The sequence below is a fragment of the Sporosarcina sp. P3 genome (assembly GCF_002743415.1).
Lineage (GTDB): Bacteria > Bacillota > Bacilli > Bacillales_A > Planococcaceae > Sporosarcina > Sporosarcina ureae_A.
This window is the reverse complement of the sequence record NZ_PDZE01000015.1, coordinates 41,546-65,255: the sequence shown is the minus strand read 5'-3', so window position 1 is coordinate 65,255 and position 23,710 is coordinate 41,546. Positions and strand designations below refer to the sequence as shown.

The following is a 23,710-nucleotide window of genomic DNA, read 5'->3' as shown; positions in this document are numbered from 1 at the left end:
TAGTATTCACTCTGCGCTTTCTTCTATCAACTGCTTAATCATCGTATCATCTAACGGCAACATCACTTTATCCGTAATCACACCTTCTTTATTAATGATATACGAAGTCGGATAGACTTTTATTTGATACATTTTCATGACTTCGCTATCCTTATCTAATAAAATCGGGAACGTCAATTTATATTCATCGACAAATTCTTTCGCACTCTCCACCTTGTTCTTCTCTGTTTTCGTCATATTGACCGCGAGTATTTCCATATTGTCGGACTCTTTATTGTCTGTATAGTAGTTTTCCATATGCGGCATTTCTGAACGGCATGGCGGACACCACGATGCCCAGAAGTTCAACATGACCGTCTTGCCACGATAATCGGACAACTTGACCGTATCACCTGAAAGTGTAGCCAATTCGAAATCCGGAGCTAAGTCTCCCTTCGCAAGTCCAGGCTTATCCGTGTCCGTAGTAGTTTGCCAATCCTCCGGCAAACGATCTACCACATCTTTCGGCAAACTCTCCATATTCAAGTCCTCATAACCCGGAAGGCCACCCGTTTCTTCTTCAATTTCCTTATTCAACAAGAAAATAATCGTACCCATGATAATTACAATTAATACTGAAACTATTATGCTCCACTTTTTACTCACAGTGAGCCTCCTCTGTTCTATGTATAACTAGCTTGGTTCATCTTAATTATACAGAATTTCACCCACTGATAACAGCATGATGATTACGCTATTTAGTTACTGGATATAAAAAGAAACTGTCGCTAGAAGCAACTTACTACTTCTAGTGACAGTTTCATATGTGCTATGGATACAATTACGATTTCGGACTCACCGCAGCGCTAGCAAAGGGTTCCCATGATACTTAGCCTATTACTCTTCGTCAAACTGATAAAGAGGTGTGCTTAAGTAGCGCTCTCCGTTAGATGGGATGATTGCTACAACTGTTTTACCTTCACCAAGCTTCTTTGCCACTTGCAACGCAGCCGCAATCGCCGCGCCGGAAGATACTCCTCCAAGAATCCCCTCTTCGCGAGCCGCTCGACGCGCAAACGTATACGCATCATTATTAGAGATTTTGATAATTTCATCATAGATATCCGTGTCTAAAACTTCTGGCACGAATCCCGCACCGATTCCTTGAATTTTATGTGGTCCTGGCTTATCTCCAGATAATACCGCTGAATCTTCCGGCTCTACCGCTACGATACGGACTCCAGGGAAACGTTCTTTCAACACTTGCCCTACTCCTGTAATCGTACCACCCGTACCAATTCCCGAGATAAATGCATCTACTTGATCTAGAGCATTAGCGATTTCTGGTCCTGTTGTCAGACGATGTATTTCAGGATTCGCTTCATTATTGAATTGTTGTGGCAAGAACCAGCCGTTTTCTTCCGCTAGTTGCTCAGCTTTCGAGATTGCACCTTTCATCCCTTCAGCACCTGGAGTGAGGACTAAATCCGCCCCGTATGCGCGAAGTAAGTTGCGTCGCTCTAAACTCATTGTGTCAGGCATTACCAGTACAGATTTATACCCTTTTGCCGCCGCAATCATCGCAAGTCCAATTCCTGTGTTCCCACTTGTCGGTTCGATGATTGTACTACCATCTTTTAAATTACCATTTTTCTCTTCTTCTTCGATCATAGCAAGCGCAATACGGTCCTTGACGCTTGAGCCAGGATTGAAAAATTCTAGTTTCAAATACACATCTGCGTCATCTGCACCTGTTAAACGATTTAATTTCACTAACGGTGTGTTACCTACTAAATCAATAACAGAATTTCCCACTCTACTCATTTGTCATCCGCTCCTAATACCTAGTATTTTAATATGCTTTATTGACTTAATGTTACTACCTTCTATTTCACTTGTCAATAATATCATCCAGAAGATTACAGTTTATCACTTTCTCACTAAACAAATTAAACAGCGAGTCCGTTGTCGAAGTAAATACAAGTCTTCATTCATTTTTGCGTAAAATATTTGCACGGATATTGGTAGCGCTTTCTACAGTGAGTACATAAGTTTGCATAGATTATTCAATTACCCGCTACCGCATAACGCAATAGGTAACGGGTCAGTAGTTTAGATTCTAATTATAGTAATTCTTGCAGTTCTTGCTCAGAGAATTGATACTTCTCCAAACAGAAGTGACATTGCGCTTCTGCGCCATGATCTTCATCAATCATCGCTTGGATTTCTTCAGCTCCAAGTCCTTTAATCGCTTCGCTAAAACGTTCTTTGGAACATTCACAATCAAATTTCACATCTACTTTAGAGAGAAATTCTACATTTTCCTGACCTAGTACTTCTGTTAAGATTCCTTCAGGAGTCAGTCCATTGTCAATCATAGTAGAAATTGCCGTCATGTTTGCGATTCTTTCTTCCAGCAATTCAATCGTCTCTTCCGTAGCTCCTGGCATGACTTGTAGAATAAATCCACCTGATGCTTTAACTGTATTATCCGGATCAACGAGTACACCTAACGCAACAGCCGACGGTACTTGTTCAGACACTACCATGTACTGAGTGAAATCTTCAGCAATTTCCCCGGAAATAATCGGTACTTGCCCTGTAAAGTAATCTTTCAAACCTAGATCCTTTACGACAGACAGCGTACCTTCCGTACCCACTGCCCCACGAACGTCTAATTTCCCTTGTTCATTTAACGGCAAGTGCGTTTGTGGATTCGTTGCGTAACCACGAACTTCCCCTTTTGCGTTAGCATCCACGACAATCGGACCTAGTGGACCATCGCCTTGAATTTTCACCGTAATGCTGTCATCACCTTTTAACATAGCTCCCATCATGACCGCTGCTGAAATCGTACGTCCAACAGCAGCAGTCGCTGTCGGCCACATTTGGTGACGACGTTGAACTTCTCCTACCGTTTCTGTCGACCTTACTGCGTATGCACGAATTTGTCCCTCAAAGGCCAACGCTTTTACTAAATAGTCTGTTGTCATTTTATTCTCTCCCTACAAATTTCTTTCATAAATTAGATGTAATCCTTTAAGTGTCAGGAAGTCATCTACAACATCAATCACCTTGGTTTCAGATGCAATTAAATCTGCCATCCCACCTGTTGCGATTACAGTAGGTTCTACATCAGAACCTTCTTTTATACGGTTGACAATTCCTTCTACCTGGCCAACGTACCCAAATATAATACCCGACTGCATAGCTGCAACCGTATTTTTACCTACTACATGCTCCGGCCGAGCGAGCTGAACGCGCGGAAGTTTAGAGGCACGATCAAACAACGCCTCCATAGAGATCTTAATGCCAGGCGCTATAGAGCCTCCCATGTATTCTCCGTGTTCATTGACATAGCAATACGTAGTCGCTGTTCCAAAATCTACAATAATGAGCGGACTTCCATATTCACGAATGGCAGCCACTGCATTGACGATTCGATCAGCACCGACTTCTCGAGGGTTTTCATATTTAATATTTAACCCTGTTTTCACACCCGGTCCAACGACCATAGGCTTTTGATTAAAGTACTTTTTACACATTTGCTCTAACGGGAACATAACGGGTGGCACTACAGAAGAAATAATAATGCCGGTGATGTCAGTGAACGATAGGCCCACATGTTGGAACATCGCTTTTACTTGCATGGCGTATTCGTCCTCCGTCTTATGTCGATAAGTTTCCATCCGCCAGTAGTGCTTCAGTTGATCTCCTTCATATACACCTAACACAATATTGGTGTTGCCGGTATCTAATACTAATAACATAGTCGTTATCCCCTCTTGCTTTGACTTTTTCCCGTACATCATATCATAATTTTACATCCAGATACTGTGAATGTGTATTGAACATGCTTCCCTTTCATAAGAAAACAGCCGACTGTATTCAGTCGGCTGTTAGGTTCGCTTAGTCTCTGCGTTCTTCATCAATAGATGGCAACGTCTTGTCTACTGTTCCACCTTCACTTGGCAAGTCGCCAATTGACGGGTCTTGTGGTGCACCCGTGCTATCGGGAGTTGTAGTATCCACAGGGGGTTCTTCTACAATCTTCTTGACATCGTTGCTACCCTCGTTGTTTTCATATGGGCGATCAGGCAATGTGCCATGATCTTTCAAGTGATTGATTTGTTCCGCATCCAATGTTTCGACTTCCAATAAAGTCGTAGCGATCAGATTAAGCAAATCACGGTTTTCAGTCAAAATTTGTCTTGTTCGTTCGTATTGTTCTTTGATTATTGTTTGCATTTCAGAGTCAATCTCGTATGCGATTGCCTCAGAATAATTTTGCTCAGAGTTGAAGTCACGTCCAAGGAATACTTGGCCGCCTTGCGTCTGACCAAACTGCATTGGACCAATTTTATCGCTCATTCCGTATTCTGTAACCATTGAACGGGCAATACCTGTAGCACGTTGGAAGTCATTATGCGCACCGGTTGATACTTCACCTAACACAATTTCTTCTGATACACGCCCACCTAGAAGACCTGCGATTTTATCGAGGAGTTCAGGTTTTGTCATAAAGTAACGATCCTCTTTCGGCAACATAACTGCATACCCGCCAGCCTGCCCACGAGGCACGATAGTTACTTTATGGACAATTTCTGCGTCATCCAGCATTAAGCCCACAACTACGTGACCTGCTTCGTGGAACGCAACAATGTTTCGTTCCTTTTTCGAGATGACCCGATTCGTTTTCGCAGGACCTGCAATGACACGATCCGTCGCTTCATCAATATCGGACATATCGATTTTCTGTTTATTTCTTCTCGCCGCCACAAGCGCTGCTTCGTTCAATAAGTTCTCAAGATCTGCACCAGAGAATCCTGGAGTGCGTTGAGCAAGAGCTTTCATATCAACTGTCTCTTCATCAAGTGGCTTGTTACGTGCGTGAACTTTCAACACAGCTTCTCTTCCTTTAACATCTGGACGACCAACCGTAATTTGACGGTCAAAACGTCCCGGACGAAGAAGTGCTGGGTCCAAAATATCCGGACGGTTTGTAGCAGCAACGATAATAATTCCTTCGTTTCCTTCAAATCCATCCATTTCTACTAGCAGTTGATTCAATGTTTGCTCACGCTCATCGTGACCGCCACCTAAGCCGGCACCACGCTGACGTCCAACTGCATCAATTTCATCAATAAATATGATACATGGTGAGTTTTTCTTGGCGTTCTCGAATAAATCACGCACTCGAGAAGCACCTACACCTACGAACATCTCAACAAAGTCAGAACCTGAAATCGAGAAGAATGGTACGCCTGATTCACCTGCTACTGCACGTGCAAGTAATGTTTTACCTGTACCTGGAGGTCCTACTAACAAGATCCCTTTTGGAATCCGTGCACCTAACTCCACAAACTTACTGGCATCTTTCAAGAAGTCCACGACTTCTTCGAGCTCAGCTTTTTCCTCATCTGCACCTGCAACATCATTGAAACGTACTTTCTTTCGATCGTCTGATTGCAGTTTCGCTTTACTTTTCCCGAAGTTCATCACCTTACCGCCACCACCGCCTTGCGATTGGTTCAGCAAGAAGAAGAAAAGGATAATAATAATTATGAATGGTACGAGTCCTGTAAAGAACGATACCCACGCGCTTGTTTCTTTAGGCGGCAGGATGTCAATCTCAGTACTTGTCGTCTTGACAATTTCACCGATACTGTCCATGTCATTTTCTGGAATGTTCGTTACGAAAGTTTCACCTTTCTCGTAGCCAGCCATTTCCCCTTTTACTTCATACACTAGCTGTAATGGCTGAAAAGTTGCATTTTCAACTTTTCCCTGTTCCAGCGCTGTGACGAATTCATCATACCGAATTGGTTTCATCTTCGGATTTGGATTGTTAAGCGAACTGAAAATCCCCATTATTGCTAGGAAGATCAATCCATATAAAAGAAAGTATCGAAGTATTCGATTCATCCCAAGCCTCCTCATCTCATTCAACAAAAACTAAACAGAAAACTATTGTAAATTTTAGCATAGATTAACACTACTTAACAAAAGAAATGCATTAATGAAAAAGGCTTGCATCCCTTTAGGTTAAAGTCTGATCAGAAAGAGTAGATTTCTTTTTTTAGCACACCAATGTATGGTAGATTCCGGTACTTCTCTGCATAATCCAATCCGTAACCTACTACGAATGCGTCTGGTACATCAAAGCCAACATAGTCAGCCTTTAAATCTACTTTACGTCCTGTCGGCTTATCCAACAACGTAACAATCTTGATAGAGTTAGCCTTTCTGTATTTAAACAGCTCCACTAAGTAATTCAACGTTTTTCCGCTGTCGATGATGTCTTCAATGATCAGTACATCGCGCCCTTCAATGCTAGTGTTCAAATCTTTAATGATTTTTACTTCGCCCGAAGAAACCGTCGCATTTCCATAACTTGAAACGTCCATGAAGTCCAATTCGATATACGTATCGATGCGTTTGATCAAGTCACTCATGAATGGCAATGCACCTTTAAGTACACCTACCGCCAAGGGGAATTTTTCACGATACTCCTCAGTTAATACTGCTCCGAGTTCTCGGACTTTCTCTTCTAGTTGCTCTTCTGAAATTAAAACATGCTCGATATCTTGCGCGATCATCGGCCCGTCCCCCTCTATTTTATCTTGTCTCGCCTTCTCGCGTAATCCATATGTATGAATCGCCTTCTAGTTGGCGGTGTGAAAACATCTCACTATACCGTACACCAGGCACTGCACATACAGTACCACTTGCTGTCGTAATGACAGGTTGCTGTTGCCTTTGCCTAATTCCAATCTTTTCATCAATCAATATCCGCTTTACACGTTTCTTCTCGGACATTCCTTTAAGTAACATTCTGTCTCCGGTCATCCGAAGCCGTACAGTTAGCGGAAGTTCTGACTCAGGTAATTGGAAATACCTGATCTCATCTGACGGTAAGAGCTCTTCAATTCTATACACGTTGGCATGATGCCAGTAAAACTGAAGATTTCCCCACGTATGCCAAATACCTTTCGCAAGTACTTTTGGACGAAGAGATGCTGGATCTATATCCCATTTTGTAATTAGCAGTTTATCATATTCCCTGACAAACCGATAGCCATACGCCAAATCAATTGTGACATTCCCAGCCGAGTCTGTAATGTGGTGTAACAGTTCATCTACTAATGCAAAATGCCACTCAGCGTTCTCTGTTGCTGGGTTAGTTAGACATTTTAATAGTAGTTGAATCACGCGCTTTTGTAAAGCGTAGGGAATAGCAAGAAATGCCTCCCGTTGAAAAGAGGGAAGCTGCTCATCCGTATACGTGACAATCGCTCGCCAATGTTGATCGGCTAGCTCTTTCAGCAAATTTTCATCTGCTTGCTGTTGTTCTGTTTGTCGGACTGTGTTGATCGCGACGGATGGATTTTCGTCTATTAAGATGGGTAGTACGTGATGTCGCATACGATTGCGCAGATAATTATCTTGCTGATTACTCGGATCTTCTCGGAACGTTATTTTGTGATGTGATGCATACGTGTACAATTCACTCTTTTTTAACGGGAGGAATGGACGTATGATTTTCCCAGTATGGGACGACCGCTGGATCGGCATACCATTTAATGATTGCCCTTTGCTTAATTGGATCAGCACTGTCTCCAGTTGGTCATCAGCATGATGAGCTGTCGCGAGAACAGTAAACTGCTCATTTGCCATCGTTTGTTCGAACCGCGCATAACGCTGTTGCCGACACACTTGCTGCATATTACCGCCCTGGCTTTCTAAGATAGCCGGAATAGGTACTTGTTCAGAATAAAAGGGTAGCCCGAATTCCTTGCACAGCTGCTTCACAACAGACGCATCTTCAGCAGATTCAACTCCACGTAACATATGATCTACATGGATGGCCGCCACTTCAATGACCAGAGATTGCTGATGCGTCGCAAGAAAGTGAAGCAGTGCCATGGAATCCACACCACCCGAACACGCGACTAATACACGAGAGCCGGGAGGAATCAACGTTTGCTTGTCGATAAACTTCAATACTTTTTGCTGCAAACTTCTCATGATCCATCTCCCTCCTCTCTCCATTCTAACATTGTTTAGCTAGAAATGATTCGAGGTTGCTTATTAGCCTTTGACCATTTTGGCACAATATGGCCAACTTTCATTACAAGAATCGTACGATCATCTTCTACCGACTCAAATACCCGCTCCATCTCCATCATTACTTGATCGGCAATCGTCCGGCAATCCATGTCTTTAAAACGTTCTATCGTTTGATTCATTACGTCTTCTTGGATATCAAGCGGTACATCTCCATTAAATATTCCGTCCGTCGTCATAACGACAATATCACCTGACTTTAGCTTTTCATTCTTCGCCTCTATTGAAAATGATGGTAAAAAGCCAAATGGTACAGTTTTGCTGTCTAACCGGATACACTCATCGCTTCTTTTAATGTAAGTACTCATCGAACCAGCTTTCCACGACCACAGTCGCCCTTCCTGCAAATCAATTAATGCCAAGTCGAGCGTTGCATACATATCGTCTAATCCATTCAATGCCATCATATAATGCAATGTATGGATAGCAGTTTCAGGGTCCATTTTTTGACCCAAGCATTCTCTCATTAGACGGATTACTTTCCTACTTTCGTGGTATGCATTGATATCTTGTCCCATTCCGTCCGATAACAGCACGGCTGACAAACCGTCATGAATCTTGAATAACTCATACGCATCACCACCGTTAAACGATCCTTTTCCTGCTGTTGTGACAATATCATATTCCAGTGAAAAACGAACGGCTGAACTAAAGGTTAATTGCACATGCGGAAAAGGGAACGGCTGATAAGTCGATTTTGAAATATACATCGGCTCTTCGTACATTTGCTCCAAGATCGGCAGTAGTAAATATTCTCCAACCGTTGTTTCCGCTTCAAAATCTGCCTTCTTTTCCGGGACAGAAATCACAATTCTGCAGGCACCCCGTTCTTCCGATAATATATCTATTTGGAAAAACTCTATTGCTTGTGATTGTAAACGATTCGCCAACTCTTCTTCAGCCAACTTATACGTAGTGAGGTCTTCCTTTACCTCTCTCATGACTTTTTCAATATGCGTACTCATATCGCGCAATTGCAGGGCTAACATTTTTCTCCCGTGTTGTAACTGCCCCATCAATAACTTGTTAGCTCCTCTCTCCTCCAATTCATTCATTAGTCCCTTAAAACGTAGACATTTATACTTCATCTGCTGTTCAACTCGAACACGAGCCGCCTTTTTCGTTGCTGAATAGGTAGTTTCCCATTCATCAATTAATGGTTCTATACTGTCCTCTTCGCTCTCCCAACACTTTCGGTAACGAAAACAAGATTGACAAATAGACGGCACTTGACTTGTCGCTGCTACTTCCTCTTCAGGAGACAGACGATCATTCACGAGCGTTGACATAAAGTGAGCAAATTGTTGGAACTCTGCCAATTGACCGTCTAGTTTATCCGCCAGCCATTGCTGTCGTTTTTCGGATATTCCTTCTTGTTTCGGCAATAAAACTTGTCGTATTTGGCTTAATTTGCGTGAAGGAATTAATAGTAACAGTAGGGCCGCGGCACCAACCGTGGAAAAGTGAACGGTATCCAGAGGCAGTGTCGCATCATATAGAAGGAAAAAGAGCGAAACAAAGACACTGCCGGTGATGACTCCAAGCTTCCCAAAGCGTTTCAGCGAACCCGCTAGCAAACCCGTCATACCATATAACGCCATCATGCCCGTAAAGGATAATTCCGATACACCTATAATTAACGCGATAATCATACCGACAGTTGTAGCGAACGGTACTCCCCCTACTACGGCAGCTACAAATATCGCTAAAAATAAGAACACTCCAGCAACAGATACCGTACCAATTTGGAATCCTCCCATCCCGGTAGCTGCAAGCGCTCCCACAATACACATCGCGCTGATCTGCTCAGGATTCCATGGTCCATACAGCATCCTTTCTATAGAAGGAAAAGCTAACAACATGAAAATCGTCATGAACAATGCAAGCAATGCTTCTAACCCTATCGACAATTGAATCGCTAAAGGCAACATCCCGTCGCCATACTTTACAAGTTGCCAGACTAATTGCGGAATAATCATTGCTCCCGCCACAGCGATTGGAACAGATCTCTTCACAACTGGAATTTTAATGATTGAATGAAACAGTAACAATTGTGCTAAATGAATGACAGCTTGTCCTACCCCAAGAAACGCGCTGCCGGCCATACCCCCTATGAATACATAGATCATGTGTTGACGGTAACGCATACTGGCCAATGCCCAGATCGGCAAGAAGAATGGTACAGCCATATCAAATACTACCGCTTGCGAAAGAAAGAATGATCCCACTAAGAAAAGAAGAGCAGTTAGTAAGTATACTTTCCGATTCATCAGTTCTTGCCAGTACGCCCTGAACATTTGCACAATTGGTCTTTCCATATTGTCAATCATTTTCATTTCCCATACCCCCTATGTTCTCTTACATAAAACTATACATGGGACTTGCGAGAAATTTTGTCTGTTCGTGGCGGCATATTCACAAAACATTTCGACGTATTCCGTATGTTTATTTTTTAGCAAAAGAGTTGTTGACAGTTTTTCAAATGCCTAGTATGATAAGAGACGTTGCGTTGGGAATTGTATAATCTTAACGAGCGTATATCTTGGCGGTGTAGCTCAGTTGGCTAGAGCATTCGGTTCATACCCGAAAGGTCGTGGGTTCGAATCCCTCCGCCGCTATAATAGAAATACAAAAACCCTCTTGCTTAGGCAGAGGTTTTTTTGTCGGGAAGAATGATCCAAATAGTGGATTTTAACATTCGTTAAGACCTGGTTTGATTACTGTTTTATTAATAGTGCGTAATAAGCGGCGTTGGGTTGTGGTTCTTATATGTACTCTTTCTTTTCCTATTTGTTCAGGAGGTTGTTGTTTTACTGGCAGTATAGGTGAGAAATTTCATTGTCCCACTTCGGTGCGTGTGGAAGGCTCTCGCGATGTTGCTGAGCTTCCTCGTATTAGAACCAGGACTCTAGGCTAGAGGCAATCCCCTACGAGCTCGCGCTGGGAAGATGAATACTCACTAATTTTAGTACTAAACAACCTATCGAACGCTGAGCTGTTACATGAATCAAGAGTTCCTAACTTTTGCCTCTCGAATTTTCGGCACAAAAAAACGCATGCTCCATAGTGCGGAACATACGTATAGGATGTCATCTGATTTTAGTTTACAGTTGAATCAGTCAGCAAGTTATCCTCTTCTGGCTCCACGACCGCCACGCTTGGACTCTGTCGCTCTCTTTAAGGTAGTTAGACGTTCTTCGCTGTCCTTCATGAATTTTGCCATCTTCTGTTCAAAATTCTCTGGTCGTTCAAAGCTCGGTTTGCTTCCTTGACGAGGTCTAGTTGGACGTTGTGGACGCTGTGGACGTTGTTCTGACTCAGGTTTAGCCTTACGGATGGAAAGACCGATTTTACCGTCAGATCCCACATTCATTACTTTGACTTCAACCATATCGCCGACTTTTAAATGATCATTAATATCTTTGACATAATTGTCAGCTACTTCACTAATATGGACTAATCCTGTGGATCCGCTTGGCAATTCAACAAATGCCCCAAAATTTGTGATCCCGGTTACTTTACCTTCTAACTTGCTGCCTACTTCAATTGACATAAAAAAAATGCTCCTCCTTAAGTTTTAAGCGGCTCGTAAGCCTATCAACCATATTGGCAGTGCCTGTATTTTACAGGCTCCTACCTATATTATAGCCAACAAAAAAAGAGTGTCAACATGACTACTCTTTTATTATGTCTTTTTCTGACTCCTTTTTCTTATCAGGGATGGAAAAAATGATCTCATCGGACTCAGACAAAAAGTATTCTTTGCGTGCAAGTTTAGCAATATACTCATCATCATCCAAACGAATTAACTGCCTATTTAGTTGCTCTTGCTGTTCCTTCAAATCCTCTAGTGTCGCTGTTGCTTCGGCTTTTTCCTTATGTTTGGCAGCCAAAATTTCTTTCTGTCCAGCATTCATATTGAATAAACTTCCAGCAACGACACAAACGATAACAAAAAATACAGCCAACCGATTACGCAGACGTTTTTGTTGTGCTTTTTTAAAATTTTCTTTTTTTTGCATGGAGCGCACATAGTCTGTATCGATTGATGTTACATTCTTTGTTGAGGGCTTCTGTGTTTTTTTCATGGCGCACACACCTTTCTGCCGTAATCTACTAATGTAATCTATTATATAGTACTCTGCATTTATTTTGAAGGAATTTCCCTACGTTCTTTACTAATCTTATAACCGGTGAAGTAATTAGTGACAGAATAGAGAAAATTAAATAGAAAATGCGTTGATTCAATAGGTAGACAAGACGAATGATGAGCCAAATCGGCCTAAGCACCACAAGTAACAGTAGTCTACCTATGATTCTAACGGGATGATGAAAGACCGTGGCATACAATAACAAGCCACTAACCTGTGCTACGGGGTCATACATTCTCCATGCCCCGTCGCGTACCATAATTAATACCCAAAACGATACTATTCCCAGCGCAATCCAGATAAGGCATTCCAACCAGAATGCCCATCTTCTAATGAACGAACGATTGCCGCACGCAGCGACAATAGTTCCGAATAAATCCATTACAATTCCAGCAGCAATTCCTGTCCCGATCATCGCCAATAGACTGAAGAACTGGACGGATAAACTCATCCGAATAATTTATGGAGGAAACTGCGTGAGCCTGCTTCTTCATCATCGTATTGAAGTGTTTGGACGGTACCTTCAAGCGTGAGTAAGCCCTTGTCCACATCTAGATGTACAATACGCAGTTCCTCCCCACGAATTTGCAATACGCCTAGCGATGTTCTAACGAGAAATTCCTCCTGGTCAAAGCGGTCGATCGTTTTTACGGATGTGAGGTCCATTCTTTTGCGATTGCGCATCGTTACTACATGGTCTCCTGATGGAATAGTATACATCGAGCTGTCTGTTTGAATCTGCATATGCGTCCCCCTTCTCTAGTACGTTCCCCATATTCTATGCAGAGGCTTGGCCAAACATGACAAGTCGCTTTTAAATCGAAATGCAAATCCTTCATCCTACCCCCTTTAGCTTATCTATTAAAAAAGACAACCTGATATCAGGCTGTCTCCTCGTTAATAAGCTTTACTCTTCGTCATCCACAAACTCAGGTTCTACCTTCTCTAACCGTTCTTCGCTAGTGATCGTGTACATACCTGCTGCATCTTCCTTTTTAGTCGATGCTTTCAACTCATTTACCGTAGCATGAACAATCTTCTGACCGAAGCGAATTGACAGCTCATCACCTGGTTTAACGACCGACGATGCCTTAGCTATTTTTCCATTAATCGTAATTCTGCCTTGCTCGGCCACTTGCTTCGCAAGCGTACGGCGTTTGATAAAGCGTGATACTTTCAAAAATTTATCGAGCCTCATTTGGATTCTTCCTTTCGTTTGGCCTGTTGCCAGAACTCTTCTAGTTCATCTAATGTATAGTCTTCAAATTTTCCGCTTCCTTGTTTCACGGACTGCTCCACGAACTGGAAACGAGTCTTGAATTTTTCGTTGGTGTGCCACATGGCCTCTTCTGGTGAGATCTTCAGGTATCTTGCAATGTTAACGATAGTGAATAGTACGTCTCCAAGTTCGTCTAACTGTTGCTCCGGCCCGCCATTTTCCACTTCGGCTTGAAACTCCTGCCACTCTTCCTGGAACTTATCGAAGGCTCCTTCGATGGACGGCCAGTCAAATCCTACTTTGGCTGCAGTCTTTTGATAATTATAAGATGTCAACAAAGAGGATGCCAAACGTTCTTGCCCTTCTAATAAGGTAGATGGTTTCGTTTTTTCCTGGTCCTTAATTGCTTGCCAGTTCGTCAACACTTCTTCCGTTGTGTCGGCTTGCGTTTGCGCAAATACATGTGGATGTCGTCGAATCATTTTGGAGCCGACGACCTCGAGTACGTCTTCCATGGAGAAATATCCATTGTCTTCTCCGATTTGCGCATGCAGGAAGACTTGCAGTAAAACATCTCCTAGTTCTTCTATGATTGCGTTGTCATCTTCTTCATCGATGGCTTGGATCAACTCGAAAGATTCTTCGATCAAATAGCGCTTCAATGATTCATGCGTTTGCTCGCGATCCCAAGGGCAACCAGCGGGTCCACGTAACGTAGCAATGATGTCCCTGAATGAACTCCATTCTTTCAGTCGTTGTTCGTGATCTAGCAGCGGTGGTACATAGACAGTCGTTAAATTATTCAACGTCACTGTACGGTCAAGCTCAAATAGTGGTATTTCGGTCAGTTTCTCATCTTGTGAACCTGCTGACGTAACGATGGTTACAACATGATGATCAGGATATTTCTCCATTAAAGACAATTTCACGTCAGAAGCAACGAATGCATCATAGACTTGTCCAATTAGTATGTGCTGATCCATGCGCACGTCATCACGTTTCAAGTCCGTGCCATCAAGTAATTGGAATCCTTCAATCGGATCTATACGTAGCGCTGTAAAAATCGGATCCAAAAAGCTACTACCACCCGCGATATGAAGTTCAACCTCACCCGCCCGCTCTTTTTCAATTAAGAGTTGCACCGTACGTTCCGCTACAAGTGGGTGACCCGGCACAGCGTATGTAATCGGCTGTTGCGTACTTAGTTCAAGGAGTGTATCGACGATTTGTTGGTAGACGTCTTCAAATGCATCATTTGCTTCGTAAATTGAATCAAAGCTTTCCATTTTTAATCCTTCCACACGTAAATCTGTAACGACTGGATGTTCTTCCGTACGAATGTAGAGATGATCCGCTTGTTTCAATAATCGGTACGTGCCTAGCGACAATTGTTCTACATCACCTGCACCAAGCCCAATAACAGTTATTTTATTCACATAATTCACCTTCTATTTTTAGTTAGCCATAGTTGAGCGGTCGCCAATCGTTTTCCAAAAGGTAGTAAGTACCACTCTTTTTCTTTCATTATACGTGATTTCAAGATGACAAAAAGGAATATGATTGCCCCAATTGCAACAGCTGACAATGCAGTTAACGTTGAACTGGCGCGTGAGGGTAAGCCGTCAAACAGCCAATAGTCCGCAAAAAGCATCCAGGGAATTAATACCCCTGCCATTGCAACGCCTGCGCTAATCAGCACAGTGTAAAAATGTCGCGGAGCCAATGGAAACTTCCAAAGTCTCTTAAAATACATAATTAATAATACAGCAACCACCGCGAACGCAGTAGCGCCTGATACGGCTGCACCTTCAATACCATACTGTCGAACCATCAGTGGTGTAGTCAACAGTTTTATTACGACGCCAAGCAACATGAATAGCAACGGCGCACGCACTTTTCCACTCCCTTGAAGGATAGCCGTCAGTGGCAAAATAATCGACAACCAGAAAATCTGGATACAGAAAATGATCAGCGCGACAGATCCTGTTCGTGTTTGAAACAGCATTTCATTGACGAAAGGCAGTATCAGAACTAACCCTATCGTTGCAGCCCAGCCGAATAAGATAGACGTCCGGAACGTCAAACTAATGAACGGTAACGCGCCTTGTCCATCATTTTTGGTTGCATGATGCGCTATTAACGGCACGAGCGCTAACGCCAACGTAGATGCAAGTAAAATACCCATTTGCGCAAGTGGCTGCCCCCTATCATAGACGCCTTTCATTTCCATCGCAGCCTCACTCATTGCACCTGCTTCAATTAATGCTTTATAGATTGTGAATGAATCCACCAATTGGAATACTAATAAAATTAATGAACTTGCACTAACGCCGATGCTAATTTTAGTCAGATCTTTAATCACTTGCCATGACTTTACAGTATCTACCGGCATCCTTTCCCGTTGTAGGAAAAACCATACCAGGATTAAGACGCCTATCACTTCACCGACAATCGCTGCCCACATTGTAATTTCACCTATTGTATAAAGCGATATGCCCGCACGTATCGCCATCCACGTACCTGTTAGCACAATAATTACTCTGAACAACTGCTCTGAGACGTTTGAAATGGCTACAGGTATCATTTGCCCTTCCGATTGAAAAACACCCTTCAGTACAGCCAGAAACGGTAGCACAAGAACGATATATGAACCGGTTTGCAAAACAGGTGCTAATGCGTTGTCACCCATTAATTCAGCAAAAAAAGATGAACTTGAACGTAAGAGGAGAAAAACTCCTACCGATAAAACGAGAAGGTAAATGAGTGACACGCGTAAGATCCCGCGCGACTCCCCAGGACCTTTGCTTTCCGCAAGCAACTTAGATACCGCGACAGCAAAACCTGAAGACGTCCAAACAATAAATATTCCGATGAACGGATATACTTGCTGGTAAATATAGAATCCTTTATCTCCAACTAAGTTTTGAAATGGTACACGATAGACCGCACTCAGCACTTTGACGATGATGGCGGCAATAGTTAAAATCGATGCACCTTTCATAAACGACTTCATATTCCATTTAGTCAACGCCATATATGCGCCTCTTTCATTCGATAATGATTTCTAGTATACCATCCCATCATGTCAAAGTAGACGTGTGACCGCAATCAATAAAATTATGACACCACTCATGAATGTTCCGAACTGACCTAGTGACATCTTACCAATTTGGACACCTGCTAGTTTCGCACCTAGTCCTACACCAATAGACAATGTTATATAACTACCAACAGCCGCCGATAATGCGATTGCGATTGGTGACAACGCCAAAAGACCTGCTCCGACACCGTTCGTTAATGCATTCGCAGAAAGCGCAATACCGAGTAGTAATGCTTCCCCCAAACTAATATGTGAAGATCCGTCAAAATCCATTTTTTCCGGTTCACTGAACACATTCGCTTGAGGTTTTCTTGGTTGACGAAAGGCGATTATCATGATGCGTATCCCAATGACGCTTAGTACAGCAAACGCTATGAGATCAGGGAGTATGCCTGGTAGCATTTCGGCCAGCCATGCACCGGAGATGATGCCGATCAAACTAAAGATAAAACAAATTACCGCAATGAGTGCATTCGACATGAATGGAATACGGACTCGCTGTACCCCGTAAGATAGTCCGACTCCAAAGTTGTCTATGCTAGATGAAATTGCAAAGCCTACGATCAGTAGCCAAGTCATTCCGCTTCCTCCAGCCTATTTGGTTTTATCATACTATACGTGCACAATGAGGGTGGCGTGTGTGCGCTAGGCGCAGAACTAATCTCTCCAATGAGCGAGGGGAGATTAGTTTATAATTTCCACTTCAGAGTGGGACGCATTCCGGTAGGCGTGGCTTGGACCTCATTGAAGTTATTGGTTGAATGTAAGATTCGTTTTTACTTAGTTAAGGTCCAGATTAGACATAATTTCAAACACATTGAGCGGTTGCCGCGTAAGTATGATCGCTTGCGGAGTCTGATAGAGCGCCTGCGTATGTTGATAGAGCGGAAGTCAGGCACCATAGAGCGGTTAACTTTGAATTATGAGCGCTTGGAGAGATTTATGAGCGCCGGTACTACGCTCTCATAAATAATCCGCAGACCTATAACAATGCGTGTACCTTGAATGTCGAACTGTGCTTCGTTCACTTCATTCACTCGTTTCATAAATAAAAAAACGCCTCCCCTATACCTGATAGGAAAGACGTTCCATTATTCATCTTCATCTGGGGTTAGGCAAAATCAGTTCCTTTGAAACGGACACGCCCGAGCGTATTGCAGCTTTTCCTACTGCATGTGCAACGATTGTCGGGATACGGTCATCAAATGGATCTGGAATGATGTAATCATCACGTAGATCTTCATCATTGATCAAATCTGCAATCGCGTATGTCGCGGCAAGTTTCATCTCTTCGTTGATCTCTGTTGCTCTAACGTCTAGTGCTCCACGGAAGATTCCAGGGAATGCCAAGACATTGTTGACTTGGTTAGGATAGTCAGAGCGGCCTGTTGCAATAATACGCACTCCATACTCGTCTGCCAATTCAGGCTTCAACTCTGGCATTGGATTCGCCAGTCCAAATACGATTGGATCTGTATTCATCGATGCAATCAATTCCTTCGTCAGCAAGTTCGCAACAGATACACCGACAAATACGTCTGCGCCCTTCATTGCTTCAGCTAAGGAACCTTCAATTTTATTGAGGTTCGTGATGCGTGACATTTCATGCTTAATGTCATTCATCGCATTCTCGCGGCCCTCATAAATAATACCTTTTGAATCACACATAATAATGTTTTCGAAGCCCATATTCAATAATAGTTTCGTAATCGCAATTCCAGCAGCACCTGCACCGTTCAAAACAATTTTCACTTCTTCTTTTTCTTTTCCAACTACCTTTAATGCGTTAAGTAATCCCGCGCCTACTACAATTGCTGTACCATGCTGATCATCGTGGAAGATCGGGATACTACATTCTTCACGTAATCTCCGTTCAATTTCGAAACAACGAGGAGCAGAAATATCTTCAAGGTTTATAGCTCCGAATGTCGGACTCATTGCTTTTACGATATTGACAATTTCGTCCACATCTTTTGTATCTAGACATATCGGGAATGCGTCAATTCCTGCGAATTGCTTCAACAGTAAAGCCTTTCCCTCCATTACTGGCAATGAGGCTTCAGGCCCGATATCTCCGAGTCCAAGTACAGCCGTACCATCTGTCACAACCGCTACCAAATTCCCTTTGATTGTATATTCATATGCAAGAGATGGGTCTCGAGCGATTTCTACACAAGGTTCAGCAACTCCTGGTGAGTACGCCAAACTTAAATCCTCTTTATTTTCTAACGGCACTTTCGAAACAACTTCCATTTTTCCATTGTGAATTTGATGCATGTGTAAAGAGGATTTGTAATTCCTGTTCATAATATCGCTCTCCCTGTCTGGTTTTTTATTGTTCATTCGTGTTGGTAGTGATTATAAGCGTAAATGCAAAGTAAATACAAGTAATAATTTTCTGTCTACTCTAAAAATTGTAAATTCGTAAGCGGTTACATTACTTCTATCTCGGGTTTTACAGAGCCTTTAAATATTTTTAAAAAAGTTTTGACTTTTATGCTTTTTCGTAGTATGTGAAACCTTTCACTTTTTAAATTACGTCTTGTGAAGCCCTTCACTAAGGGGTTTTGTGAAAAGTTTCACGTAAAGAAAAACGTTTCAAAAAATCAGGATATGACGATAGTATGTGAAATATTTCACTTTTTAAATGAAGAAAAATATTGAAATGCTATTAACATAAATACACTTAAAAAGTAATTATATGTAAGTGCGGCTGTTGGATTTCTTACAATTTTTAGGTTAAATAAAATTTCTTTATTGGTCATCCATGTAAAAATAGCACGTCGTTTTAAATTCATAATAAATTACACATCAAAAAACTCACAGTAGATGAGTCTACTGTGAGTTTTAGGTAAAAAATTTAATACATTTAGTAAATCCAATTAACTTTCCATCTGTTTTGCCAAGAAATTAGCTGCTGTCTCCGCTGCTTTTTGCTCGACTTCTCCAACAAAATGAACTTTTGATAGCAAATAGATTGCACCGATTGCGTCACCGTTTGTGATAACCGGTACAACACAATAAGATTTAACCTGCTCTACTTGACCTGGTACCCATTCTACCGTCTTCTCATGCTTCTCGATGACAGTCGATCGGCCGTTAAGGATTTCTTCGCATATCGGTGCCAACTGTCGATTCATATAGTCTTTCTTGGCAAGACCTGCTACCGCTAGCATTTCATCGCGGTCACTAATCAGCGCAGGAGTACCAATCGTTTCATAAAGTGATTCTGCATATTCCATAGCAAATTCGCCAAGCTCTGAAATAGGTGAATACTTCTTTAAAATGACTTCCCCTTCTCGATCAGTGAATATCTCCAGAGGGTCCCCCTCACGAATGCGAAGCGTCCTTCTAATTTCTTTTGGTATAACTACTCTTCCCAAGTCATCAATTCTGCGGACGATACCCGTTGCCTTCATGTATAATGCCTCACTTTCTCGAAATTAAATGTATTTCTGAGGATAGTATGCATCAACATTGGTCATTTTATGCAATCGAGGTGTTACAAGGCATCCGTAGATTCTACTTCCTTCGCTGTTTCCTGCATCGTATGGACCATCTCTTCTACCATATCAAATTCTGTAAACTGATTAGATTTCTTTTCATTCACGGTTACAATGATTTGTCCGTTGTCAATTGTCAGTCCAACCGCATGGCCAAACTTCAAGGAATGTTCCATCAGCTTTGCACCATCAGCGCGAGCAGTTCCTTCTGCCGACATGCGGATTTCCACTATCCCTTGTACTTTTTTAATGGATAGTACGCCTGCGTCACGTCCCCATGCTTTCATACGTCCGACGCGGAGTAATAAGTCGGCTTCGAATGGCATATCGCCAAAACGGTCGATCATTTCATCGACAAGTTCCAAATAATCCTCATCACCCGTAATGGCTTTTACGCGTTTATACATTTGAATTTTTTGATAACCGTCTTGAATGTATGATTCAGGAAGATAAGCATTGATAGGCAAGGAGATTTCGACATCCACCTTATCTTCTTTCACGACGCCCGTCTGTCTTTCTTCTATCGCCTCTTGTAGTAACTGCGAATACAGATCGAATCCAACGGAATCAATGAATCCGTGTTGTTGCGAACCGAGTAAATTTCCTGCACCTCGAATAGATAGATCACGCATGGCAATTTTAAAGCCTGAACCCAGCTCAGTAAATTCTTTGATTGCTTGCAAACGATTTTCGGCAACTTCTGTCAACACTTTATCACGCTGATAAAGCATATAGCTGTACGCTACGCGATTAGAACGACCAACCCGGCCACGTAACTGATAAAGTTGTGATAGTCCCATGCGGTCTGCATCATGGACAATCAACGTATTGACGTTCGGAATATCGATCCCGGTTTCTATAATGGTCGTTGTTACGAGCACATCAAATTCTCCTTCAAGAAAACTCAAAATCACTGCTTCGAGTGCTGCTTCCCCCATCCGACCATGTGCAGAAGCGATGCGTGCTTCCGGTACCAAGTCACGGATTTCTTGCACTTTACGGTCCATATCTTCTACGCGATTATATAAATAGAAGACCTGTCCGCCGCGTCCCATTTCTCGCTCAATCGCTTCACGAACGAGCCCTCCATTATCTTCCATGACATATGTTTGGACAGGGAAACGGTTAGCTGGTGGCGTTTCAATTACAGATAAATCGCGTACTCCAACCATCGACATATGCAAAGTCCTTGGTATCGGTGTTGCAGTTAATGTAAGTACGTCCACGTTATTTTTTAATTGCTTTAACTTTTCTTTATGCGTAACACCAAAACGTTGCTCTTCATCAACAACAAGAAGCCCAAGGTCTTGATAAACTACGTCTTTTGACAATAAGCGATGTGTACCGATGACAATATCGATAGTACCAGCTTTAACTCCTTTAATCGTTTCATCTTGTTCTTTCTTAGTACGGAAACGATTAAGTACGGAAACCGTTATAGGATAATCTGCAAAACGTTCTTTCATCGTCTCGTAATGTTGCTGCGCAAGGATAGTAGTTGGCACTAAGAATGCTACTTGTTTACCGTTCGTTACGGCTTTAAATGCCGCACGAATTGCCACTTCTGTTTTTCCGTATCCCACATCTCCGCATAATAATCGATCCATAGGACGTATACTTTCCATATCCTTCTTAATTTCATTGATGGATTGTAACTGGTCCTGTGTTTCTTCATAAGGGAAAGCGTTTTCGAATGAACGTTGCAAATCATCATCTTCACTAAATGCAAAGCCTCTTTCCGCTTCCCGTCTGGCATATAATTTGATCAAGTCATCCGCAATGTCCTGAATGGCAGCTGTTACTTTACGTTTAGTTTTGACCCAATCCGTACCTCCGAGTTTATGTAGCTTCGGCTCTTTTTCTCCGGAGGCAACATACTTTTGGATTAAATCAATCTGGTCAGCTGGCACGAAAAGTTTATCCTCACCGCGATAACGAATATCCAAGTAATCTTTCTGGATGCCTTTAACGTCCAGTGTGACTACGCCATAGTATTTCCCAATACCATGATGAACATGAACAATATGGTCGCCCGGCTTGATCTCTGAATAACTTTTAATGCGTTCAGCATTTGTTAGTTTAGGCGGACGCGCTTTTCGTTTCGGTTTACCAGTAAATAATTCGGCGTCTGTAATAACGGCAAGTTTCTGAAACGGTAATTCAAACCCTGCAGACAAATCCCCTTCTAGAATGGACAGCACACCTTCTCTACTAGGCTTGCCATCTATCGTTGCTTCTATATCATATTCTCGTAAAATTTCTTGGATTTTCTTCATTCTCTCAGTTGAAGAAGCTAACAGAAAGACATTATAGTTCCCTTGTTTCCAGCGTTCTATTTCATTTTTCAACAGTGGCATCTGACTATGGAACTGTTGCATTGGCTTACAGGAAATCGAAATAGACTTCTTGATAGTGAAACCAGGTACTGCACGTGTAAACAGAGATAAGTAGAGTTGCTGCTGACTAATATCTGTAAGTACTTGCTCGTATTTCCACGCGAGTTTCGTGTCATGCAACATTTTTCCATCTTCGAGCATCGCAAGCTGGTACTCCTGCTCTTCCGATTCCAAGGTAGCCACAGATTCTTGTATTCGACCTAGTTCATCAAATAGTATGACACCACTATCAGGGAAGTAATCAGTCAGCATGGCGCTCGCTTCAGTAGAAAATGAAGCGTACTTTTTCATCGTATCCGGCACAATCCCGTCTTTCATCATGCCAACGTCCTGCATAATTGTCATCAATAGTTGCTGCTGTAATTCTTCACTTTTGATTTTGGTCAGACTATCACCAAGCGCTTGTTCCACCTTTTCTGAGACTTTCTGTAATTCATCAGGCGTCCAGATGAATTCAGTCGCTGGCAACAATGTAATCGAGTCCAATTTGCCTGTTGAACGTTGGTCTTCCGCTGAAAACGTCCGAATTGAATCAATCGTTGTATCGAATAACTCAATACGAACAGGCTCTGTCATCGTTAGCGGATAAATATCTAGTATTCCACCGCGTAACGCAAATTCACCCGGTGCGCTCACCAGGTCTTTCCGTATATAGCCCATGGATACTAAGTTTTCCAACCAGTTACCTATATCAATTTCTTCATCTGTTGAGGCTGTCACGTAATGTGCCAACCACCGTTCCTTTGTCGGCAACAACTTTCGTAACCCTGCAACCGGTGTAATATAAATACCACTGCCTGTACGCGCCATATGATCCAGTGTATCGATTCTACCGGCACGCAGTTCATAACTTGCAAATGAAAAGTCTGCGGCAACAAGTTCTTCCGCTGTATATAAGTGAATATTTTCATCACTGACCAACTTGCTCAAGTCATCATACGTTCGCTGTGCTTGAAGCATATTTGGCGAAACAATCAAAACAGGACGTGTCAGAGATTGTTGAATCAATTTAAAAAAGATCGCTTTGGATCCGCCAGAAAGACCTGTGATTAACTGCTGATCTCGCCCGTCTTCCAAGTCGTTCAGCAAGCCTTGAATCTCTTTTTCTTCTAGAAAAAGCTGTTCTATTACTCCCACTCCACTACTCCTCCTTATCTCTTAACTTAGTCTGTCTCTTTATATGGAACAGAATGCTTTATGCACAAAAAGCTTTGGCTACCAGCGCCAAAGCATCT

20 protein-coding genes and 1 tRNA gene are annotated in these 23,710 nt (G+C 42.4%); 1 reads left to right on the top strand and 20 read right to left on the bottom strand.

Annotated elements, in window-relative coordinates:
- Positions 1-6: 6 nt before the first annotated feature.
- From CSV61_RS14980 to CSV61_RS14945, 8 genes are all read right to left on the bottom strand, one after another.
- Positions 7-645 (bottom strand): peroxiredoxin family protein, encoded by a 639-nt coding sequence (locus CSV61_RS14980; protein ID WP_099639874.1) that lies wholly within the window; start codon positions 643-645, stop codon positions 7-9.
- A gap of 231 nt (positions 646-876) precedes the next feature.
- The gene (cysK, locus tag CSV61_RS14975) at positions 877-1,803 is read right to left on the bottom strand and encodes a cysteine synthase A (protein ID WP_099639873.1); all 927 of its coding nucleotides are present in this window, start codon (positions 1,801-1,803) and stop codon (positions 877-879) included.
- Positions 1,804-2,102: 299 nt separating this feature from the next.
- Complete coding sequence (gene hslO / locus CSV61_RS14970; RefSeq protein ID WP_099639872.1) at positions 2,103-2,972, bottom strand: Hsp33 family molecular chaperone HslO; 870 nt, start codon at positions 2,970-2,972, stop codon at positions 2,103-2,105.
- Between the two features lie 12 nt (positions 2,973-2,984).
- Positions 2,985-3,749, bottom strand: a complete 765-nt coding sequence (locus CSV61_RS14965) for a type III pantothenate kinase (RefSeq protein WP_083034537.1) — start codon at positions 3,747-3,749, stop codon at positions 2,985-2,987.
- Between the two features lie 139 nt (positions 3,750-3,888).
- On the bottom strand, positions 3,889-5,904 hold the full coding sequence (gene ftsH / locus CSV61_RS14960; RefSeq protein ID WP_099639871.1) for an ATP-dependent zinc metalloprotease FtsH: 2,016 nt from the start codon (positions 5,902-5,904) through the stop codon (positions 3,889-3,891).
- A 131-nt stretch (positions 5,905-6,035) separates the two neighbouring features.
- Entirely contained in the window at positions 6,036-6,578 is a 543-nt protein-coding gene (gene hpt / locus CSV61_RS14955; RefSeq protein ID WP_083034535.1) for a hypoxanthine phosphoribosyltransferase, read from the bottom strand.
- 19 nt (positions 6,579-6,597) lie between these two features.
- The gene (tilS, locus tag CSV61_RS14950; RefSeq protein WP_158233865.1) at positions 6,598-8,007 is read right to left on the bottom strand and encodes a tRNA lysidine(34) synthetase TilS; all 1,410 of its coding nucleotides are present in this window, start codon (positions 8,005-8,007) and stop codon (positions 6,598-6,600) included.
- Positions 8,008-8,042: 35 nt separating this feature from the next.
- Positions 8,043-10,442: a SpoIIE family protein phosphatase gene (locus CSV61_RS14945; protein WP_099639869.1), complete on the bottom strand. Its 2,400-nt coding sequence runs from the start codon at positions 10,440-10,442 to the stop codon at positions 8,043-8,045.
- 208 nt (positions 10,443-10,650) lie between these two features.
- Here CSV61_RS14945 and CSV61_RS14940 point away from each other — a divergent pair.
- Positions 10,651-10,724 (top strand) — tRNA-Met (locus tag CSV61_RS14940).
- A gap of 509 nt (positions 10,725-11,233) precedes the next feature.
- Here the strand turns inward: CSV61_RS14940 and CSV61_RS14935 are convergent.
- From CSV61_RS14935 to mfd, 12 genes are all read right to left on the bottom strand, one after another.
- Positions 11,234-11,659, bottom strand: a complete 426-nt coding sequence (locus CSV61_RS14935; RefSeq protein ID WP_029054887.1) for a S1 domain-containing RNA-binding protein — start codon at positions 11,657-11,659, stop codon at positions 11,234-11,236.
- Between the two features lie 121 nt (positions 11,660-11,780).
- Positions 11,781-12,194 carry an FtsB family cell division protein gene (locus tag CSV61_RS14930; RefSeq protein ID WP_083034532.1) on the bottom strand — a complete coding sequence of 138 codons (414 nt, stop codon included), beginning with the start codon at positions 12,192-12,194 and terminating at the stop codon, positions 11,781-11,783.
- 28 nt (positions 12,195-12,222) lie between these two features.
- Positions 12,223-12,708 carry a spore cortex biosynthesis protein YabQ gene (gene yabQ / locus CSV61_RS14925; RefSeq protein WP_099639868.1) on the bottom strand — a complete coding sequence of 162 codons (486 nt, stop codon included), beginning with the start codon at positions 12,706-12,708 and terminating at the stop codon, positions 12,223-12,225.
- Positions 12,705-13,001 carry a sporulation protein YabP gene (gene yabP / locus CSV61_RS14920; protein WP_083034530.1) on the bottom strand — a complete coding sequence of 99 codons (297 nt, stop codon included), beginning with the start codon at positions 12,999-13,001 and terminating at the stop codon, positions 12,705-12,707. The genes yabQ and yabP overlap by 4 nt, the downstream gene beginning before the upstream one ends.
- A gap of 163 nt (positions 13,002-13,164) precedes the next feature.
- Positions 13,165-13,455, bottom strand: coding sequence for an RNA-binding S4 domain-containing protein (locus CSV61_RS14915; protein WP_083034529.1), 291 nt, complete (start codon positions 13,453-13,455; stop codon positions 13,165-13,167).
- Positions 13,452-14,912, bottom strand: coding sequence for a bifunctional methyltransferase/pyrophosphohydrolase YabN (yabN, locus tag CSV61_RS14910; RefSeq protein ID WP_099639867.1), 1,461 nt, complete (start codon positions 14,910-14,912; stop codon positions 13,452-13,454). Before yabN ends, CSV61_RS14915 begins: the two co-directional genes overlap by 4 nt.
- A gap of 5 nt (positions 14,913-14,917) precedes the next feature.
- Entirely contained in the window at positions 14,918-16,510 is a 1,593-nt protein-coding gene (locus CSV61_RS14905) for a putative polysaccharide biosynthesis protein (protein WP_099639866.1), read from the bottom strand.
- Positions 16,511-16,561: 51 nt separating this feature from the next.
- Positions 16,562-17,155, bottom strand: coding sequence for a sporulation membrane protein YtaF (gene ytaF, locus CSV61_RS14900; RefSeq protein ID WP_099639865.1), 594 nt, complete (start codon positions 17,153-17,155; stop codon positions 16,562-16,564).
- 341 nt (positions 17,156-17,496) lie between these two features.
- Positions 17,497-17,622, bottom strand: a complete 126-nt coding sequence (locus tag CSV61_RS17275) for a hypothetical protein (protein WP_255408212.1) — start codon at positions 17,620-17,622, stop codon at positions 17,497-17,499.
- 55 nt (positions 17,623-17,677) lie between these two features.
- Entirely contained in the window at positions 17,678-18,883 is a 1,206-nt protein-coding gene (locus CSV61_RS14895) for an NAD(P)-dependent malic enzyme (protein ID WP_099639864.1), read from the bottom strand.
- A gap of 575 nt (positions 18,884-19,458) precedes the next feature.
- Positions 19,459-19,995 (bottom strand): stage V sporulation protein T, encoded by a 537-nt coding sequence (spoVT, locus tag CSV61_RS14890; protein WP_083034524.1) that lies wholly within the window; start codon positions 19,993-19,995, stop codon positions 19,459-19,461.
- An 83-nt stretch (positions 19,996-20,078) separates the two neighbouring features.
- Positions 20,079-23,612 (bottom strand): transcription-repair coupling factor, encoded by a 3,534-nt coding sequence (mfd, locus tag CSV61_RS14885; RefSeq protein WP_099639863.1) that lies wholly within the window; start codon positions 23,610-23,612, stop codon positions 20,079-20,081.
- Positions 23,613-23,710: the final 98 nt, after the last annotated feature.

Bases quoted from the DNA above. Each gene is read 5' to 3' on its own strand.
- CSV61_RS14915 (WP_083034529.1), bottom strand. From the start codon at position 13,455: ATGAGGCTCGATAAATTTTTGAAAGTATCACGCTTTATCAAACGCCGT.
- CSV61_RS14935 (WP_029054887.1), bottom strand. From the start codon at position 11,659: ATGTCAATTGAAGTAGGCAGCAAGTTAGAAGGTAAAGTAACCGGGATC.
- CSV61_RS14895 (WP_099639864.1), bottom strand. From the start codon at position 18,883: ATGAACAGGAATTACAAATCCTCTTTACACATGCATCAAATTCACAAT.
- CSV61_RS14945 (WP_099639869.1), bottom strand. From the start codon at position 10,442: ATGAAAATGATTGACAATATGGAAAGACCAATTGTGCAAATGTTCAGG.
- CSV61_RS14965 (WP_083034537.1), bottom strand. From the start codon at position 3,749: ATGTTATTAGTATTAGATACCGGCAACACCAATATTGTGTTAGGTGTA.
- hpt (WP_083034535.1), bottom strand. From the start codon at position 6,578: ATGATCGCGCAAGATATCGAGCATGTTTTAATTTCAGAAGAGCAACTA.
- cysK (WP_099639873.1), bottom strand. From the start codon at position 1,803: ATGAGTAGAGTGGGAAATTCTGTTATTGATTTAGTAGGTAACACACCG.
- CSV61_RS14905 (WP_099639866.1), bottom strand. From the start codon at position 16,510: ATGGCGTTGACTAAATGGAATATGAAGTCGTTTATGAAAGGTGCATCG.
- CSV61_RS14930 (WP_083034532.1), bottom strand. From the start codon at position 12,194: ATGAAAAAAACACAGAAGCCCTCAACAAAGAATGTAACATCAATCGAT.
- yabQ (WP_099639868.1), bottom strand. From the start codon at position 12,708: ATGAGTTTATCCGTCCAGTTCTTCAGTCTATTGGCGATGATCGGGACA.
- tilS (WP_158233865.1), bottom strand. From the start codon at position 8,007: ATGAGAAGTTTGCAGCAAAAAGTATTGAAGTTTATCGACAAGCAAACG.
- yabP (WP_083034530.1), bottom strand. From the start codon at position 13,001: ATGCAGATTCAAACAGACAGCTCGATGTATACTATTCCATCAGGAGAC.
- spoVT (WP_083034524.1), bottom strand. From the start codon at position 19,995: ATGAAGGCAACGGGTATCGTCCGCAGAATTGATGACTTGGGAAGAGTA.
- ftsH (WP_099639871.1), bottom strand. From the start codon at position 5,904: ATGAATCGAATACTTCGATACTTTCTTTTATATGGATTGATCTTCCTA.
- ytaF (WP_099639865.1), bottom strand. From the start codon at position 17,155: ATGACTTGGCTACTGATCGTAGGCTTTGCAATTTCATCTAGCATAGAC.
- hslO (WP_099639872.1), bottom strand. From the start codon at position 2,972: ATGACAACAGACTATTTAGTAAAAGCGTTGGCCTTTGAGGGACAAATT.
- CSV61_RS17275 (WP_255408212.1), bottom strand. From the start codon at position 17,622: ATGAAACGAGTGAATGAAGTGAACGAAGCACAGTTCGACATTCAAGGT.